The organism is Lysobacter sp. P5_B9 (genome assembly GCF_054049835.1).
In genome coordinates, this window is the sequence record NZ_JBFULP010000001.1 from 431,753 (window position 1) to 445,492 (window position 13,740).

Sequence of the window (13,740 nt, forward strand, 5' to 3'; positions counted from 1 at the left end):
GGTGGTTCCAGATTGATGGAGCACGCGCGAGTGCCCGCGCGAATCGGCCTATTCTATGCCCGCCGCGCGGCCCGCCCGCGCAATTCTCTGGCGTATTGAGGGGTTTTCGTTGAAGAAGCGCTTGTTGGTCCTGTTCCAGCGCGATGACTGCCACCTCTGCGATCTCGCCCTGGACGTGTTGGCGCAGGCGCAGGCCCCGGAGTTCGAGAGTGTGTTCATCGACGGCGACGCCCTGCTCGAGGAGCGTTACGGCGCGCGGGTGCCCGTTTTGCGGGACGAAGCGAGCGACGTCGAACTGGAATGGCCGTTCGGCGAGGGCCAGTTGCGGGAATGGCTGGCCCGGAATTGAAGGGCAAGACGCTGAACGCCCGGCACAACGCCGGGCCTGAGGTCCGCGTCGTTCAGGAAGTCACTTCGCCGGAGCGAAAATCACCTTGGTACTGACCGCGATCGTATTCGGGACGAGATCGGTCTCGGCCCAGTCGCCCTGGCCCACGCCGAAATCCAGCCGGTTCACCGAGGCCTTGCCGGACAGGACTGGCTGCGCGCCCGGCGTCCACGTGAACGTCAGGGCGACGGGCTTGCTGAGGCCGCGCAGGTTCAGGGTGCCGTCGGCGACGAAATTGTTGCCGCCGAGCGCGCGGAACTTGGTCGCGGTGTAGCGCGCCTGCGGGAACTTCGCGGCGTTGAAGAACGAACTGCCGCGCATCTCGCCGTCGTAGTCGCTGTTGCCGGTGCTGGCGGTGGCGAGCGGGATGGTGACGTCGAGCTTGGCATTCGCCAGTTGCGCGGGGTCGAACGAGAACCGGGTGACAAAGCCCGGGAAGCGGCCGGTGAAGGCCTCGCCCTCGTAAGTGCCGGCGAAGGCCAGCACCGAGCCCGGCGCCTGCACGTAGTCAGCCGCGACCACGGGCGAGGCCGCGACCATCAGCCCGGCAAGGAAAACGAACTTAAACGACATCGCGGCGCTCCTGTGCGATGGGGGGAATGGGAGTGGCATCGGGTACGCGCAGCCAGCCGCGCGGCAGCATGCGCGCCAGGGTGGCATCGTGCTGGAAGACGTGGTGGTAGATCGCGGCCGCCGCATGCATGAGGGCAACCGCGATCAGTGTCCAGAACAGCCACTCGTGCACTTCCACGGCGACTTCGTGCAGCGCTTTGCTCTTGCCTGCTATCGCCGGCAAGTTAAAGAGTCCGAACCAGCGCAATGGGAAGCCGGCGGCCGAATTCAGCACCCAGCCGCTGATCGGAAGGGCGAGCACCAGCGCGTACATCGCGGCGTGGGTGAGCGATGCGATGCGCTCCTGCCAGTGCGGCGTGCCCGGCACCGGCTTCGGCGCGCCTGCGTACAGGCGCCACAGCAGTCGCAGCGCGATCAGCGCCAGCACCGTGAGGCCGAAGGATTTGTGCAGCAGGTAGACCTGGATCTTGTCCGGGCTGTTGCGCATCTCCGTCATCACCAGGCCGACGGCGCCCAGGCCCAGGATCAGCAGCACGATCAGCCAGTGCAGCAGCTGGCTGACGGGGCCCCAGCGTTCGGCGGTGTTCTTCCAGGTCATGGATGGTCTCGTTGTGGTGGCGGTGGCGGCTGATCCGGCCCGGGCTGCGGGGAGGGCTGGCAGTCGGTAGAGGCAGGCGGAGCGGTTTCGGATTCGCGGTCGGGCTGGCATTCCTCGGCCGGGGCGGGCTCGGCGGCGGCCGGAGCTTCCCTGCCTTCGCCTTGGCCGCGCGCGGCCTCGGCTTCGATCAGCAGCTTGACCTCGTCGCCGATCACCGTCGGCCAGGCCGTCATGCCGAAGGCCTTGCGGCTCAGCACCGCGGTCGCGGAAAACCCGGCGGTGCGGTGGAACGGTGGCAGCGGATGCCGCTTGAGCGCGTTGAAGGTCACGTCCATGCATACGGGCTGGGTGAGACCACGCAGGGTGAGGTCACCGCAGACCTTCGCGTGGTCGGCATCGATGCCCTCGACCTGGCTGGAAACGAAGTGCGCCTCGGGATGGTGCTTGCCGTCGAGCAGGTTGGTGCCCAGCACCGACGCATTCCATTTCGCATCGCCCAGTTCCAGGCGGGTGAGCGGTACCGTAACGTCGACCTGCGCACTGCGCCAGTCGTCGCGATCGAAACGGAGCGTGCCGGAACTGCCGGAAATCGAGCCCATCGCATGCGAGAAACCGGCGTGCTCCACCAGGAAGACCACGCGCGTGTGGACGGGATCGAGCGAATAGGTCGCGGTTTCGGCCTGGGCCGCGCCGGCGGCGGACAAGAGCGCGCATGCGAGCAGGCAGGACAGTCGACACGCCATGGCGGAGCCCTCGGGGGGGAGGCGGCCGATTCTAGGCCGCGCTGACTGAATCAGGTGAAGCCCGGCGGGTGACTTGAAGTCGGCCGCGGCATGGACGAGCCTAGCGACGGGGAATCCGGGGGGATGACGCATGGCAAGAGCCTGGAAGGGGCTGGCAGCGCGTGTCGTATTGCGCGCCGCCGGAGTGACAGGGAAGTGGGCATTGGTGCTGTTCATCGCAGGCATGGCGGCAGGCGCGCACGCGGGCCTGCCGGAGACACCGCGCCTGCGCCAGTTCACCGTGGCGGACGGGCTGCCATCGAACCGGATCAATGGCATCGCCGAAGACCGCGCCGGCTATCTGTGGATAGCGACCAGCGACGGTCTGGTTCGCCACGACGGCGTCGACTTCCGCACCTGGCGCGTCGAGCAGGGGCTGCGCGACAACTTCGTCTGGTCGGTGAACGTCGATGCACGCAACCGGGTGTGGTTCGGCACGCACCAGGCCGGCCTCGGTGTTCTCGATGCCGAACGCCGGCACTTCCGTTACTACAGCCGCGGCAACACGCCGGCGATGGCGAGCGACGATGTCTGGTCGGTGGCATCCACGCCGGATGGCGCGACCTGGTTCGGCACCGCCGATGGCGGCCTCTACCGCATCGCCGCCGATGGCAAGGCGGTCGTCCGCTTCATGCCGCGAGCCGGCGACCCGCGCAGTCTCCCGCACGCCGGCGTCGGCCAACTCGCGGTCGCGCCCGACGGCACGCTGTGGGTCGGCACGCAGGGCGGCGTCGCGCGCTGGACCGGGCGCGACTTCGAGCGCGTGCCCGGTTCCGCCTTGAATTCGTCGGTGGTGAACGGCCTCACCATCGAGCGTGACGGCACGCTGTGGATCGGCACGCCCGAAGGCGTCAGCGTGCGCCGGCCCGATGGCCGCTATTCGAAGGCGCCGTGGGCGCAGCTGGCGGGCGACGGCAAGGTGCTGCACGTCCTCAGCCACGATCGCAGCGGCCAGTACTGGTATGACGTTCCCGCCGGCCTGGGCATCAATGGCGAACGCGGCATCGAGCCAGTGCCGCTGTACGGCTCCGCGAATGGCGCCGTCCGGCCCTCGTGGGTCGCTGCGCACCAGGATCGCGAAGGCGGGCTGTGGTTCGTCAGTTACACCAATGGCCTGTGGTACCTGCCGGCAAACTGGCGCCGGTTCGCGGTGTTGTCGCGTCGCGACGGCATGCCGGGCTCGATCGCCAACGCGCACGTGCGCGGCATCGCGCCGTCGGCCACGGGCGACATGTGGCTGGTGGGCTCGGGCGGTGTACTCGACCGGCTGAATCCCGAGACGGGGGCATTGACGCATGTCGCGCGCGATGTCGGCGCGGGCTACGTGCTCGCCAACGTGTTTGAGGACCGGCGCGGGCAGGTGTGGGCGAGCTACTCGGAAGGCCTGGCGCGCGTGGATCCGGCCAGCGGTGCCGTCACGCGCTGGCGCCGTGGCGACGGTGCCGATGCGGCGCTGTTCGGCGAGGCGCGCTTCGCGCAGACCGCCGATGGCCTGCTGTGGCTGGCGACCGAACACGGCGTGCAGGTGCGCGACGAGGAAGGCCGCGTCCAGCGTTCGATGCCGGCCGGCAAGGACGGCCTGCCGTCCGACCTCTTCATCGAGCAGATCGGAACTGGCCCGGATGGTGCGTTGTGGCTCGCCGGCTCAAAAGGGTTGTTGATGTGGAATGCCGGCGCGCGGCGTTTCGAGCCGGTGCCGGGCGCGCCGTCGCAACGCGTCTTCGGCTTCACGAGCGCCGACAAGCATCGAGTGTGGCTCGCCCGCTTCGGCGCGGTCGAGGCCTACCGCTGGGATGGCGCCGCGCTCACGCTGGAATCCGGCATCGATACGCGCAACGGATTCCCCGCGCTCGAACCCGCCGGCATCGCCATCGACATCGCCGACCGGCTCTGGTTGACCAGCGTGCGCGGCCTGATCCGGGTGGATCCCGCCAATCGTTCCGTCCGCGTCTTCGGCGTACGCGACGGCTTGCCGGGGCAGGAGTTCGAAGACGCACCGGTGGTGCGCCCGGGCGACGGACGCATCCTCGCCGGCGCGACCGATGGGCTGGTGATCTTCGATCCCTCCGCGATGAAGGACACGAGTGCGCCACCGCGGCTGGTGATCGAATCCGTCGATGCGCTGAGCGGCGATGGCAAGGTGGCGTTCGTTCCGCGCGGCACCATCGCGATCGCGCATGACGCACGCGATGTGCGGATCGTGGCGCGACTGCTCTCGTTCAACGATGCGCGCAACCATGGCTATCGCTTCCGCCTCGAAGGCCACGACAGCGGCTGGGTCGAAACCGGTCCGTCCGGCGAGCGTGTGTTCTCGCGACTGAAGCCGGGCCGCTATCGCCTGCACGTGCAGGCTCGCGCGGCGGACAACGTGTGGTCGCCGGTGCAGGTGCTCGTGTTCGACGTGCAGCCGCCGTGGTGGCAGACGTGGTGGGCCATCGCCGCCTTCGCGCTCGCGGCCGGGGCGCTGGCGTGGATGCTGGCGGGTGCTTACCGCCAGCGCCTCAAGCGCCGGCATGCCTGGCAGCTCGCCACGCAGAAACAGGATCTGGCCGAGCAGGCGTCGCTGGCCAAGACCCGCTTCCTCGCCACGCTCGGCCACGAGGTGCGCACGCCGATGACCGGCGTGCTGGGCATGAGCGAATTGCTCCTGGGCACGGCGCTCAACCCGCAGCAACGCGGTTATGTCGGCGCGATCCGCGGCGCGGGCGAGCACCTGCTGCGACTGGTCAACGACGCGCTGGACCTGGCGCGGATCGAATCCGGCAAGCTCGAACTCGCCGACGAGTCTTTCGACCTGCATGCCTTGATGGAGGACCTCGCCGCCCTGGTCGCTCCCCTGGCGAAGCAGCGCGGGCTCGCCTTCGCGCTGAGCATCGGTGACGACACGCCGCGGCACGTGCGCGGCGATGCCGCCCGCGTGCGCCAGATCCTGCTCAACCTGCTCGGCAACGCAGTGAAGTTCACTGAGCGCGGCAGCGTTTCGCTCGGCGTGGCGCCGACGCCGGAAGGCGTGTGCTTCGAAGTCGCCGACACCGGCCCCGGCCTCAATTCCGAACAGAAATCGCGGCTGTTCCGCCGCTTCGAGCAGGCCGAAGGTGCGCGCACCAGTGCGCGGTACGGCGGCAGCGGCCTGGGGCTTGCGATCAGCCAGGAGCTTGCAGCGGCGATGGAGGGCAGGATCGAGATCGACAGCGCGCCCGGGGAAGGCACCCGCTTCAGCGTGCGCCTGCCGTTGCCGGCATCGCCCGTCTTCGCTGCCCGCGACGAGGCAGAGGTTCCCGAAGCGCCCACGCAGCGCAGTCTGTCGCTACTGCTCGTGGAGGATGATCCGACCGTGGCCGATGTGCTGACCGGCCTGCTGCGCTTGCAGGGCCATCATGTCGTCCATGTACCCAATGGGCTGTCCGCGCTCGTGGCCGTGGCGACCGCGCCGTTCGACGCCGCCCTGCTCGACCTCGACCTCCCTGGCATGGATGGCCTGGCACTCGCGCGACAACTGCGCATACAAGGTTTCCAGCCGCCGCTCATCGCGGTCACCGCGCGTGCCGATGCCGATGCCGAAGCCGAAGCGATGGATGCCGGTTTCGATCATTTCATCCGCAAGCCCATGACATTGAAAATGCTCGCCACCCTGCTGGATGGCATCGACGCTCCCGTGCGCGGACAGGCGTTGCACGACATGGACGCCGAAATCGGCCAGGAAGTGGATGCATGACGGGATCTAAAGCGATGCCTCGAATCTTTTGATGAAGGTCGAGAGCGATATTCCGCACACGGCGCAATACTCGCGCAGCTGCAACAAATCCAGGCGCCGCTCGCCACTCTCGACATTGCTTACAAAGGACTGCGGTCGCCCGAGTGCTTCCGCACATGCGACCTGGGTGAGGTCGGCGGCAATGCGCATTTCGCGGATGAGGCGGGCGAGGGCGGCGTTCTCTTTCCTGTAGAGCGATTTGGCAGGCACGGGCGTGGTCGAATGTGGGACCACAGGGAAGCTATATCCTGTTTACGGATATCTAGTATTCAGATATATTGGAGCCGCCTGCCGTGATGGTGGAACCCCAACCAGCCCGCGGCACGGCCGCTGTGCGAGGCTTTCATGCGCAGCGTTTCTGGCGTGGCTGCATGCGCCAGTGATCGGGGGAAATGGCCGCGTGAGCGGCCATTTCTTTTTTGCCGGCGGATTCCGATCCTCGGCGCGCCGCCCCGTCACGCGATAACGAGCGCGGACACGAACCGTGGCCGCGCACGCGGCCGGGCAGGATCAACGCATGCTGAGCTGGTGCACTGCGTCGACCAGGACGGCGACGTGTTCGGGCTTCATGTCGGGCGACATGCCGTGGCCGAGGTTGAACACGTGGCCCTCGCGTGAAGCGCCGTTGCCGTCGCGGTAGCTGTCGAGGGCGCGGCCGGCTTCGCGACGGATCGCGTCCGGCTCGGCGTACAGCGTGACCGGATCGAGGTTGCCCTGGATCGCGACCTTGCCACCGGCGCGGCGGGCGGCGTCGCCGAGTTCGATGGTCCAGTCGACGCCGACCGCTTCGGCGCCGCTGTTGGCCAGGTCTTCGACGTAGGGCGCGTTGCCTTTGCCGAACAGGATCAGGGGCGCGCGTTCGGCGCCCTCGCCACGCGGCAGTTCGGCGGCGATGCGCTGCAGGTAGCGCAGCGAGAATTCGCGGTACATCGCCGGCGACAGCACGCCGCCCCAGGTATCGAACACCTGCAGCGCCTGCGCGCCCGCCTGTTGCTGCGCCGACAGATAGGCGATGACGGCGTCGGTGGTGACATCGAGCAGCTTGTGCATCGCGGCCGGATCATTGAGCGCCAGCGATTTCACCTTGGAGTAGTTGTCGCTGCCGCCGCCTTCGACCATGTAGCAGGCCAAGGTCCACGGCGATCCGGAGAAGCCGATCAGCGGCACCGAGCCATCCAGTTCGCGGCGGATGGTGCGCACCGCATCCATCACGTAGCCCAGGTCGGTTTCCATGTCCGGCACGGCGAGACGCGCGATGTCGGCGGCCGTGCGGATCGGGCGTTCGAACTTAGGGCCTTCGCCTTCGACGAAGTACAGGCCCAGCCCCATGGCGTCGGGCACGGTGAGGATGTCGGAAAACAGGATCGCGGCGTCGAGCGGGAAGCGGCGCAGCGGCTGCAGCGTGACTTCGCAGGCGAGTTCCGGGTTCTTGGCCATCGCCAGGAAGCTGCCGGCCTTGGCGCGCGTGGCGCGGTATTCGGGCAGGTAGCGGCCGGCCTGGCGCATCAGCCAGACCGGGGTGCAGTCGACGGGCTCACGGCGCAGGGCGCGGAGGAAACGATCGTTTTTCAGGGGTGCGGGCACGAGGGAGGGTCGTCCTGGTGGGGGGGACGTGGCGGGAGCTGCCACGATCACGAGTTCTTCGGCGCTTCCATGCCTTGGGCGAACATCAACTGGAAGCCACGCTTGATCTGCTGGTCGCGCGCTTGCTCCAGCGCAGCGAGGGCGGCGGTCTGGTCGAGGAAGACTTCGCGCCGGACCGTGCTGCGGCCGCCGATCTGGCCGGTTTCGCGCAGCAGTTCCCAGCCGCCGAACAGGTCGGGCTGCAGCATCAGTTGCACGAAGCGCGGGGCTTCGTGGCCCTGGGGGCGTTGTTGCAGGAGCAGGCGCATGGGACGCGCATTGTAAGGGCTGGGCGCCGCCTTCCTGCCGGTTGCCGGCGTCAGCCGGCTTCCAGGACGGCGCGCACGCTGCTCTCGGCGACGCCGGCGACCACGCGCGCGGCCCCTGCGCTGTCCAGGAGGATGAAGCGCAGCCCGTGGGCGTCCGCCTTCTTGTCCAGGCGCATGCGGGCGACCAGGGCCCCGGCTTCCAGTCCTTCGGGCACCGCGGTGGGCAGGCCGAAGCGCTGCAGCAGCGCCTGCAGGCGATCGCCGTCCGATGCCGGGGCGAGGCCGAGCAGGGTCGACAGCCGGGCCGCCAGCACCATGCCCACCGCCACGGCTTCGCCATGGAGGAGCGCGTCGCGGCCGGCGCCGTAACCCTGCTCCGCCTCGATGGCGTGGCCAAAGGTGTGGCCGAAGTTGAGCAGGGCACGGTGGCCGTGCTCGTAGGGATCGCGCGTCACGGTATCGGCCTTGAATTCGCAGCAGCGGGCGATGGCCTCGGCCAGCGCGCTGTCATCGCGCGCCAACAGGGCCTCGGCGCGGGCAGCAAGCCAGTCGAGGAAGTGGGCGTCGAAGATGGCGCCGTACTTCACGACCTCGGCCAGGCCCGCGCGCAATTCGCGATCGGGCAGGGTGCGCAGCACGGTGGTGTCGGTGATCACCGCGCGCGGCGGATGGAATGCGCCGACCAGGTTCTTGCCGTGCGGCAGGTCCACCGCGGTCTTGCCGCCGACCGCGGAGTCGACCATCGCCAGCAGCGTGGTCGGCAGCTGTACGCAGTCGATGCCGCGCATCCAGCAGGCCGCCGCGAAGCCGGCGAGGTCACCGACCACGCCCCCGCCCAGCGCCACCACGGTGGCGTCGCGCGTCGCCCCCAGCGCGGCGAGGGCATCGAGACACTCGCCGAAGCGGGCGAGGGTCTTCTCCTGTTCGCCCGCCGGCATGACCCAGCGCGAGAGCGCGAGCTGGGGCTTCGCCGCGCGCAACAACGCCTCGACGCCATCGGCATACAGCGGCGCGACATTGCTGTCGCTGACGACCAGCGCATGGCGCCCGCGCAGGACCTGGCCCAGCCGCCGCGCGTTGTCCGCGTGCCCGGCCGCGAGCAGGCCCGGACCAATGGTGATCGTGTAGGGCGCGTCGCCCGAGACTTCGACCTGCCTGTGGGGATGGGGGTGCGGCCCGGTCATGCGTTGGCTCCGATGCGGTGCCAGCGCTGCTCCAGCAACGCGGCCAGTTGCGTGGCGGCGGCGTCGGTGTCGAGACCGGCGGTGTCGAATACGAGGTCCGCCACTTCCGCGTACCACGGTGCGCGGGCGGCGGCGAGATCATGCAGCACGTCCTCGCGATCCGGACGCGCGAGCAGAGGGCGGGTGTCGTCGAACGCGAGGCGCTGCAGCTGCTGCTCGACGCTTGCGTGCAGATGCACGACGAAGCCGCGTCCGCGCAGCAGCGCGCGGTTGTCGGCGTCGAGCACGGCGCCGCCGCCGGTAGCCAATACGATGCCATCGCCACGCAGCAGTTCGGCCAGCATCGCGCTTTCGCGTGCGCGGAAACCGGCTTCGCCTTCATGCTCGAAGATCTGCATCACGCTTGCTCCGGCATCGCGCTCGATCTCGTGGTCGAGGTCGAGCAACCGCAGCCCGCACTGCAGGGCAAGGCGTTCGCCGACGCAGGTTTTCCCCGCGCCCATCGGGCCGACGAGGATCAGGTTGCTGGCGGGGTCCATGCCGCGATTCTAGCCGCGCGCTTAACGGAACGCGGCGTAGCGTCGCAGCTCCCACCTCATTCCGGCGCCGCGCCGGTCATCCAGGGAGAACCGCCATGTCGGTCGCCAAGATCATCGAGCTCAACGCCGCGTCGAAGACCAGCATGGAGGACGCCGTGAAGGCGGGCCTGAAGAAGTGCGCCGAGTCGGTGAAGAACATCCAGGGCGCGTGGGTCAACGAGATCAAGGTCGTCACCGACGAGGCCGGCAACGTGGCCGAATGGCGCGTCAACCTGCGCGTGACCTTCATCGTGCAATGACCCCGTGGTCCGGGGTGGGCGCCGCGACCCGCGCATACAATGGCGGGATGACCGCTACCGACCTCTACGCCGAAGCCCTGGCCACCTTTGACCGCCTCTTTGACGAGGCGGCGGCCGCGGGCGAACCCGACCGCACCGCCATGATCGTCGCCACCGCCGCGCTCGACGCCCGGCCTTCGGCGCGCACCGTCCTGCTCAAGGCCCACGATCCGCGCGGCTTCGTCTTCTACACCCATCTCGATGGCCGCAAGGGCCGCGAACTGCAGGCCAATCCGCATGCCGCGCTGGTGTTCCACTGGCCGCGCGTGCGCGACGGCATCCAGGTGCGCGTGGAAGGGGCGGTGGAAATCGTGGGCGACGCCGAAGCCGACACCTACTTCGCCAGCCGTCCGCGCGGGAGCCAGCTGGGAGCATGGGCTTCGAAGCAGTCGGAGACGCTCGATTCGCGTGCCACCTTCGAACAGCGGCTGGCCCGGCTAGAGGTGGAGTTCGAGGACCGCGACATCCCGCGACCGCCGCGCTGGGGCGGCCTGCGGGTGAAGCCGGAGAAGATCGAATTCTGGTTCGGCGCCGATTTCCGCCTGCACGAGCGCTGGCTCTACGAGCGCAACCGCGCGGGCGAATGGGCGAAGCGGATGCTGTATCCGTGACCGGTTTCGAGCAATGAGCATGGGGCCGCAACGCATCGTCTGCCTCACCGAGGAGCCCACCGAAGTGCTGTACGCGCTGGGCGAGCAGCATCGCATCGTCGGCATCAGCGGCTTCACGGTGCGCCCGGCGATCGCACGCAGGGAGAAGCCGAAGGTCAGCGCCTTCACCTCGGCGAAGATCGGCGAGATCCTGAAGCTGCAGCCCGACTTCGTGGTGGGTTTTTCCGACATCCAGGCCGACATCGCCGCCGAGCTGATCCGGCACGGTGTCGAGGTGTGGATCAGCAACCATCGCGGCGTCGACGGGATCCTCGACTACATCCGCCGCCTCGGCGCACTCGTCGGGGCCGGCGACAAGGCGAATGCCTACGCCGGAAGCCTGCAAGCGGGCCTCGCGGCGATCGAACGCGAAGCGGCCACGCTGCCGCGCCGGCCGAAGGTCTATTTCGAGGAATGGGACGAGCCGATGATTACCGGCATCCGCTGGGTCGCCGAGCTCGTCCGCATCGCCGGCGGCGACGACATCTTTCCCGAGCGCGCCGCCGAATCGCTCGCGAAGCAGCGCATCCTGGAGAACGGCGATGAAGTGGTGCGTCGCGCGCCCGACATCATCCTGGGCTCGTGGTGCGGCAAGAAGTTCCGCCCGGAAAAGGTCGCCGCGCGTCCCGGGTGGGACGCCATTCCCGCGGTGCGTGATGGCGAACTGCACGAGATCAAGTCGCCGGTGATCCTCCAGCCCGGCCCGGCGGCCCTGACCGAAGGCGTCACCGAGATGGCCCGCATCATCCGGGCGTGGGCCGCGGCCCGCTGAAAAATCGACGTGCGCGCGTGGATGTGCGCGTGGTGTGCGCTCAGCGCGGATAGAACTCGCGGGTGAACTGCATCGTCGAACTCGCGCCACCCTCGCGAACGATCGTGAGGTCGAACCGCAACGTGTCCGGCGGGCTCGTTTCCGCCGTTCCCACGTAATCGAGCAGGTCGCCGCTGCGCAGTTCGCGCATCGCGATCTGCTGGCGCTGGCCACTGAGGTTGGTCACCGTGGCGGTGATGGTCGCGGGCAGCGCGGTTTCCTGCATCTCGGGGCCTTGGCGCACGCCGACCAGCAGCATCACGGTGCGATCGCCGCGGCTGATGCCGTAACGGCTCGCCACTTCGGGCGTCAGTGCGGCCGTCTGCAGCGCGGTGGCGCGGATGGTGACGTCGCCAATTTTGCTGATGGCTTCCGGCTGTGCCGGCGGAGCGGGAGTCGCGGGCGCCGGGGCGTTGCCGCCACAACCCGCCATCGCGATCGCGAGCAGGAGCGCTGGTACGAAACGGTGGCGCATGGCGGTCCTCGCGGGTCAGTCGTTGGCGGCGGAAAGCTGGCGGCCGCGTTCGGTCGCGGCGTGGATGGCGCGGGCGACGAGTTCGCGGAAACCGCCGGCTTCGAAATTCTCGAGCGCGGCCTGTGTGGTGCCGCCCGGCGAAGTCACGCGGCGGCGCAGCTCCGAGGGCATCTCATCGTTCTCGATCAGCATGCGTGCGGCACCGAGGATGGTCTGCTGGACCAGCGTGCGCGCGGCCTCGCCGGACAGGCCTTCGGCTTCACCCGCCGCCTGCATGGCCTCGGCCAGCAGGAAGACATAGGCGGGGCCGCTGCCGGACACCGCAGTCACGGCGTCCATGCGCGGCTCGTCCTCGATCCACACGGTCTTGCCCGTCGCTTCAAGCAGGTCGGCGGCTTGTGTCCGCTGCGATGCATCGACGCGATCGTTGGCGAACATGCCGGTCACGCCGGCGCCGAGCAGGGCGGGTGTGTTCGGCATCGTCCGCACCACCGCGACACCGCCGCCCAGCCAGCGTTCCATCTGCGCCGCGGTGATGCCGGCGGCGATCGACACTACCAGTGGCCGGGTGGCCTGCGCGGCGGGGGCGAGCGCCTCGCACACCTGGCGCATCACCTGCGGTTTCACTGCCAGCACCCACGTCGTCGCATTGGCCGCGGCGATGGCGTTGTCGGTGAAGGCATGGATGCCGAAATCGCGTGCCAGCGAATCGCGCAGCTCGGCCATCGGTTCCGCCACCCGGATCGACGTGGCCGGAACGCCGCGCGCTACCAGGCCACCGATCAGGCTGCGGGCCATGTTGCCGCCACCGATGAAAGCCACGGTGCCGGATGCGAAGGGAAGCGGATTCATCGGTGGGGTGAATGATTCAGTCGGGGGCGAGGCGCATCGTAGCCCGGATGACCACGTGGCACGGCACGGGCCGTGGTTCTCACGCCTTGCGAGGCCGCGCCCCGAACAGTGCGGTGCCGACGCGAACCATGGTCGAGCCTTCTGCGATGGCGACTTCCAGATCGTCGCTCATCCCCATCGACAGCGTATCCACATGGGGATGCACGGCCGCGAGGGCTTCGAACAGCTCCCGCGCGTGGCGGAAGGCCGGACGCCGTAGGTCGACGTCCGGATGCGGCGCGGGGATCACCATCACGCCCCGAAGCCGCAGGCGTGGCTGGGCGGCGATGACATCCGCCAGCGCCATCACGTCTTGGGGAGGGCAGCCGTGCTTGCTCGCCTCGTCGTCGATGTTGACCTGGATCAGCACGTTCAGCGGTGCCTGTTCAGCGGCGCGGTGGGCGTTGAGCGCCAGCGCGAGCCGTTCACGATCCACGGCCTGCACCCAGTCGAAGCGGGCGGCGGCTTCTTTCGCCTTGTTCGACTGCAGGTGGCCGATCAGGTGCCATTCGAGCCCGAGCCCCTGCAACCGGGCCTGCTTGGCGACCGCCTCCTGGACGTAGTTCTCGCCAAAAGCGCGCTGCCCCAGGCTGGCAAGCCCCGCGATCGCGTCCGCGGGCTGGGTCTTGCTGACCGCCAACAGTCGTGGAGTTGGCCGCCCGGCCGCGCTGGCCGCGTTTTCTACCCGGTACAGGGTGTCTTGCAGGGCGTGCGTGAGCACGTTCGCAGTTCTCGCTTGGGGCCGAAAAAGGGGCTGGTTTTACGGCGGGGGGAGGGGGCTATACTGCCTCGCAGGGGTATGCCGTTCCAGCATTCTGCCGGTACGCGTTACAACTCATTCCGTTGGCAGTGCAAGGGGAGCACG

16 protein-coding genes are annotated in these 13,740 nt (G+C 68.7%); 5 read left to right on the forward strand and 11 right to left on the reverse strand.

Features of this window, described 5'->3' with window-relative positions:
• Window positions 1-121 precede the first annotated feature (121 nt).
• Window positions 122-349 (forward strand): glutaredoxin family protein, encoded by a 228-nt coding sequence (locus ACXJJ9_RS01950; RefSeq protein WP_457096138.1) that lies wholly within the window; start codon window positions 122-124, stop codon window positions 347-349.
• Between the two features lie 60 nt (window positions 350-409).
• On the opposite strand, the gene ACXJJ9_RS01955 is transcribed toward ACXJJ9_RS01950, so the two are convergent.
• From ACXJJ9_RS01955 to ACXJJ9_RS01965, 3 genes are read right to left on the reverse strand one after another with little or no spacing between them, the layout of a single operon-like run.
• Complete coding sequence (locus tag ACXJJ9_RS01955; protein WP_457095597.1) at window positions 410-961, reverse strand: YceI family protein; 552 nt, start codon at window positions 959-961, stop codon at window positions 410-412.
• Window positions 951-1,559, reverse strand: a complete 609-nt coding sequence (locus ACXJJ9_RS01960) for a cytochrome b (protein WP_457095598.1) — start codon at window positions 1,557-1,559, stop codon at window positions 951-953. The genes ACXJJ9_RS01955 and ACXJJ9_RS01960 overlap by 11 nt, the downstream gene beginning before the upstream one ends.
• Window positions 1,556-2,302 (reverse strand): YceI family protein, encoded by a 747-nt coding sequence (locus ACXJJ9_RS01965; protein ID WP_457095599.1) that lies wholly within the window; start codon window positions 2,300-2,302, stop codon window positions 1,556-1,558. The genes ACXJJ9_RS01960 and ACXJJ9_RS01965 overlap by 4 nt, the downstream gene beginning before the upstream one ends.
• Before the next feature lie 130 nt (window positions 2,303-2,432).
• On the opposite strand from ACXJJ9_RS01965, the gene ACXJJ9_RS01970 reads away from it, so the two are divergent.
• On the forward strand, window positions 2,433-6,056 hold the full coding sequence (locus tag ACXJJ9_RS01970) for a hybrid sensor histidine kinase/response regulator (protein ID WP_457095600.1): 3,624 nt from the start codon (window positions 2,433-2,435) through the stop codon (window positions 6,054-6,056).
• Window positions 6,057-6,062: 6 nt separating this feature from the next.
• Here the strand turns inward: ACXJJ9_RS01970 and ACXJJ9_RS01975 are convergent, their stop codons facing one another.
• The 5 genes from ACXJJ9_RS01975 to ACXJJ9_RS01995 all read right to left on the reverse strand — a co-directional run bounded on the left by ACXJJ9_RS01975 (window position 6,063) and on the right by ACXJJ9_RS01995 (window position 9,710).
• Entirely contained in the window at window positions 6,063-6,305 is a 243-nt protein-coding gene (locus tag ACXJJ9_RS01975) for a helix-turn-helix domain-containing protein (RefSeq protein WP_457095601.1), read from the reverse strand.
• Window positions 6,306-6,605: 300 nt separating this feature from the next.
• The gene (gene hemE, locus ACXJJ9_RS01980) at window positions 6,606-7,679 is read right to left on the reverse strand and encodes a uroporphyrinogen decarboxylase (protein WP_457095602.1); all 1,074 of its coding nucleotides are present in this window, start codon (window positions 7,677-7,679) and stop codon (window positions 6,606-6,608) included.
• 47 nt (window positions 7,680-7,726) lie between these two features.
• A complete protein-coding gene (locus tag ACXJJ9_RS01985; RefSeq protein WP_457095603.1) occupies window positions 7,727-7,987 on the reverse strand; it encodes a WGR domain-containing protein in 261 nt (86 codons plus the stop codon).
• A gap of 50 nt (window positions 7,988-8,037) precedes the next feature.
• The gene (gene aroB, locus ACXJJ9_RS01990; RefSeq protein ID WP_457095604.1) at window positions 8,038-9,171 is read right to left on the reverse strand and encodes a 3-dehydroquinate synthase; all 1,134 of its coding nucleotides are present in this window, start codon (window positions 9,169-9,171) and stop codon (window positions 8,038-8,040) included.
• Window positions 9,168-9,710 carry a shikimate kinase gene (locus tag ACXJJ9_RS01995; RefSeq protein WP_457095605.1) on the reverse strand — a complete coding sequence of 181 codons (543 nt, stop codon included), beginning with the start codon at window positions 9,708-9,710 and terminating at the stop codon, window positions 9,168-9,170. The genes aroB and ACXJJ9_RS01995 overlap by 4 nt, the downstream gene beginning before the upstream one ends.
• Window positions 9,711-9,805: 95 nt before the next feature.
• On the opposite strand from ACXJJ9_RS01995, the gene ACXJJ9_RS02000 reads away from it, so the two are divergent.
• Genes ACXJJ9_RS02000 through ACXJJ9_RS02010 form a run of 3 tightly spaced genes read left to right on the forward strand, consistent with a single transcriptional unit; the run spans window position 9,806 to window position 11,470 of the window.
• On the forward strand, window positions 9,806-10,009 hold the full coding sequence (locus tag ACXJJ9_RS02000; protein WP_457095606.1) for a dodecin family protein: 204 nt from the start codon (window positions 9,806-9,808) through the stop codon (window positions 10,007-10,009).
• A gap of 47 nt (window positions 10,010-10,056) precedes the next feature.
• Window positions 10,057-10,659: a pyridoxamine 5'-phosphate oxidase gene (gene pdxH, locus ACXJJ9_RS02005; protein WP_457095607.1), complete on the forward strand. Its 603-nt coding sequence runs from the start codon at window positions 10,057-10,059 to the stop codon at window positions 10,657-10,659.
• 19 nt (window positions 10,660-10,678) lie between these two features.
• Complete coding sequence (locus ACXJJ9_RS02010; RefSeq protein WP_457096139.1) at window positions 10,679-11,470, forward strand: ABC transporter substrate-binding protein; 792 nt, start codon at window positions 10,679-10,681, stop codon at window positions 11,468-11,470.
• 40 nt (window positions 11,471-11,510) lie between these two features.
• Here ACXJJ9_RS02010 and ACXJJ9_RS02015 read toward each other — a convergent pair whose 3' ends face one another.
• The 3 genes from ACXJJ9_RS02015 to ACXJJ9_RS02025 form a co-directional block, all read right to left on the reverse strand.
• Window positions 11,511-11,984, reverse strand: a complete 474-nt coding sequence (locus tag ACXJJ9_RS02015) for a DUF4426 domain-containing protein (RefSeq protein WP_457095608.1) — start codon at window positions 11,982-11,984, stop codon at window positions 11,511-11,513.
• A gap of 15 nt (window positions 11,985-11,999) precedes the next feature.
• Window positions 12,000-12,836: a pyrroline-5-carboxylate reductase gene (gene proC, locus ACXJJ9_RS02020; RefSeq protein ID WP_457095609.1), complete on the reverse strand. Its 837-nt coding sequence runs from the start codon at window positions 12,834-12,836 to the stop codon at window positions 12,000-12,002.
• A 79-nt stretch (window positions 12,837-12,915) separates the two neighbouring features.
• On the reverse strand, window positions 12,916-13,596 hold the full coding sequence (locus ACXJJ9_RS02025) for a YggS family pyridoxal phosphate-dependent enzyme (RefSeq protein WP_457095610.1): 681 nt from the start codon (window positions 13,594-13,596) through the stop codon (window positions 12,916-12,918).
• Window positions 13,597-13,740 lie beyond the last annotated feature (144 nt).

Excerpts from the sequence above, each read along its gene's own strand:
- ACXJJ9_RS02000 (WP_457095606.1), top strand. The coding sequence starts at position 9,806 with ATGTCGGTCGCCAAGATCATCGAGCTCAACGCCGCGTCGAAGACCAGC.
- ACXJJ9_RS02015 (WP_457095608.1), bottom strand. The coding sequence starts at position 11,984 with ATGCGCCACCGTTTCGTACCAGCGCTCCTGCTCGCGATCGCGATGGCG.
- ACXJJ9_RS01985 (WP_457095603.1), bottom strand. The coding sequence starts at position 7,987 with ATGCGCCTGCTCCTGCAACAACGCCCCCAGGGCCACGAAGCCCCGCGC.
- proC (WP_457095609.1), bottom strand. The coding sequence starts at position 12,836 with ATGAATCCGCTTCCCTTCGCATCCGGCACCGTGGCTTTCATCGGTGGC.
- pdxH (WP_457095607.1), top strand. The coding sequence starts at position 10,057 with ATGACCGCTACCGACCTCTACGCCGAAGCCCTGGCCACCTTTGACCGC.
- ACXJJ9_RS01955 (WP_457095597.1), bottom strand. The coding sequence starts at position 961 with ATGTCGTTTAAGTTCGTTTTCCTTGCCGGGCTGATGGTCGCGGCCTCG.
- ACXJJ9_RS01970 (WP_457095600.1), top strand. The coding sequence starts at position 2,433 with ATGGCAAGAGCCTGGAAGGGGCTGGCAGCGCGTGTCGTATTGCGCGCC.
- aroB (WP_457095604.1), bottom strand. The coding sequence starts at position 9,171 with ATGACCGGGCCGCACCCCCATCCCCACAGGCAGGTCGAAGTCTCGGGC.
- ACXJJ9_RS01965 (WP_457095599.1), bottom strand. The coding sequence starts at position 2,302 with ATGGCGTGTCGACTGTCCTGCCTGCTCGCATGCGCGCTCTTGTCCGCC.
- ACXJJ9_RS01995 (WP_457095605.1), bottom strand. The coding sequence starts at position 9,710 with ATGGACCCCGCCAGCAACCTGATCCTCGTCGGCCCGATGGGCGCGGGG.
- ACXJJ9_RS01960 (WP_457095598.1), bottom strand. The coding sequence starts at position 1,559 with ATGACCTGGAAGAACACCGCCGAACGCTGGGGCCCCGTCAGCCAGCTG.
- ACXJJ9_RS02010 (WP_457096139.1), top strand. The coding sequence starts at position 10,679 with ATGGGGCCGCAACGCATCGTCTGCCTCACCGAGGAGCCCACCGAAGTG.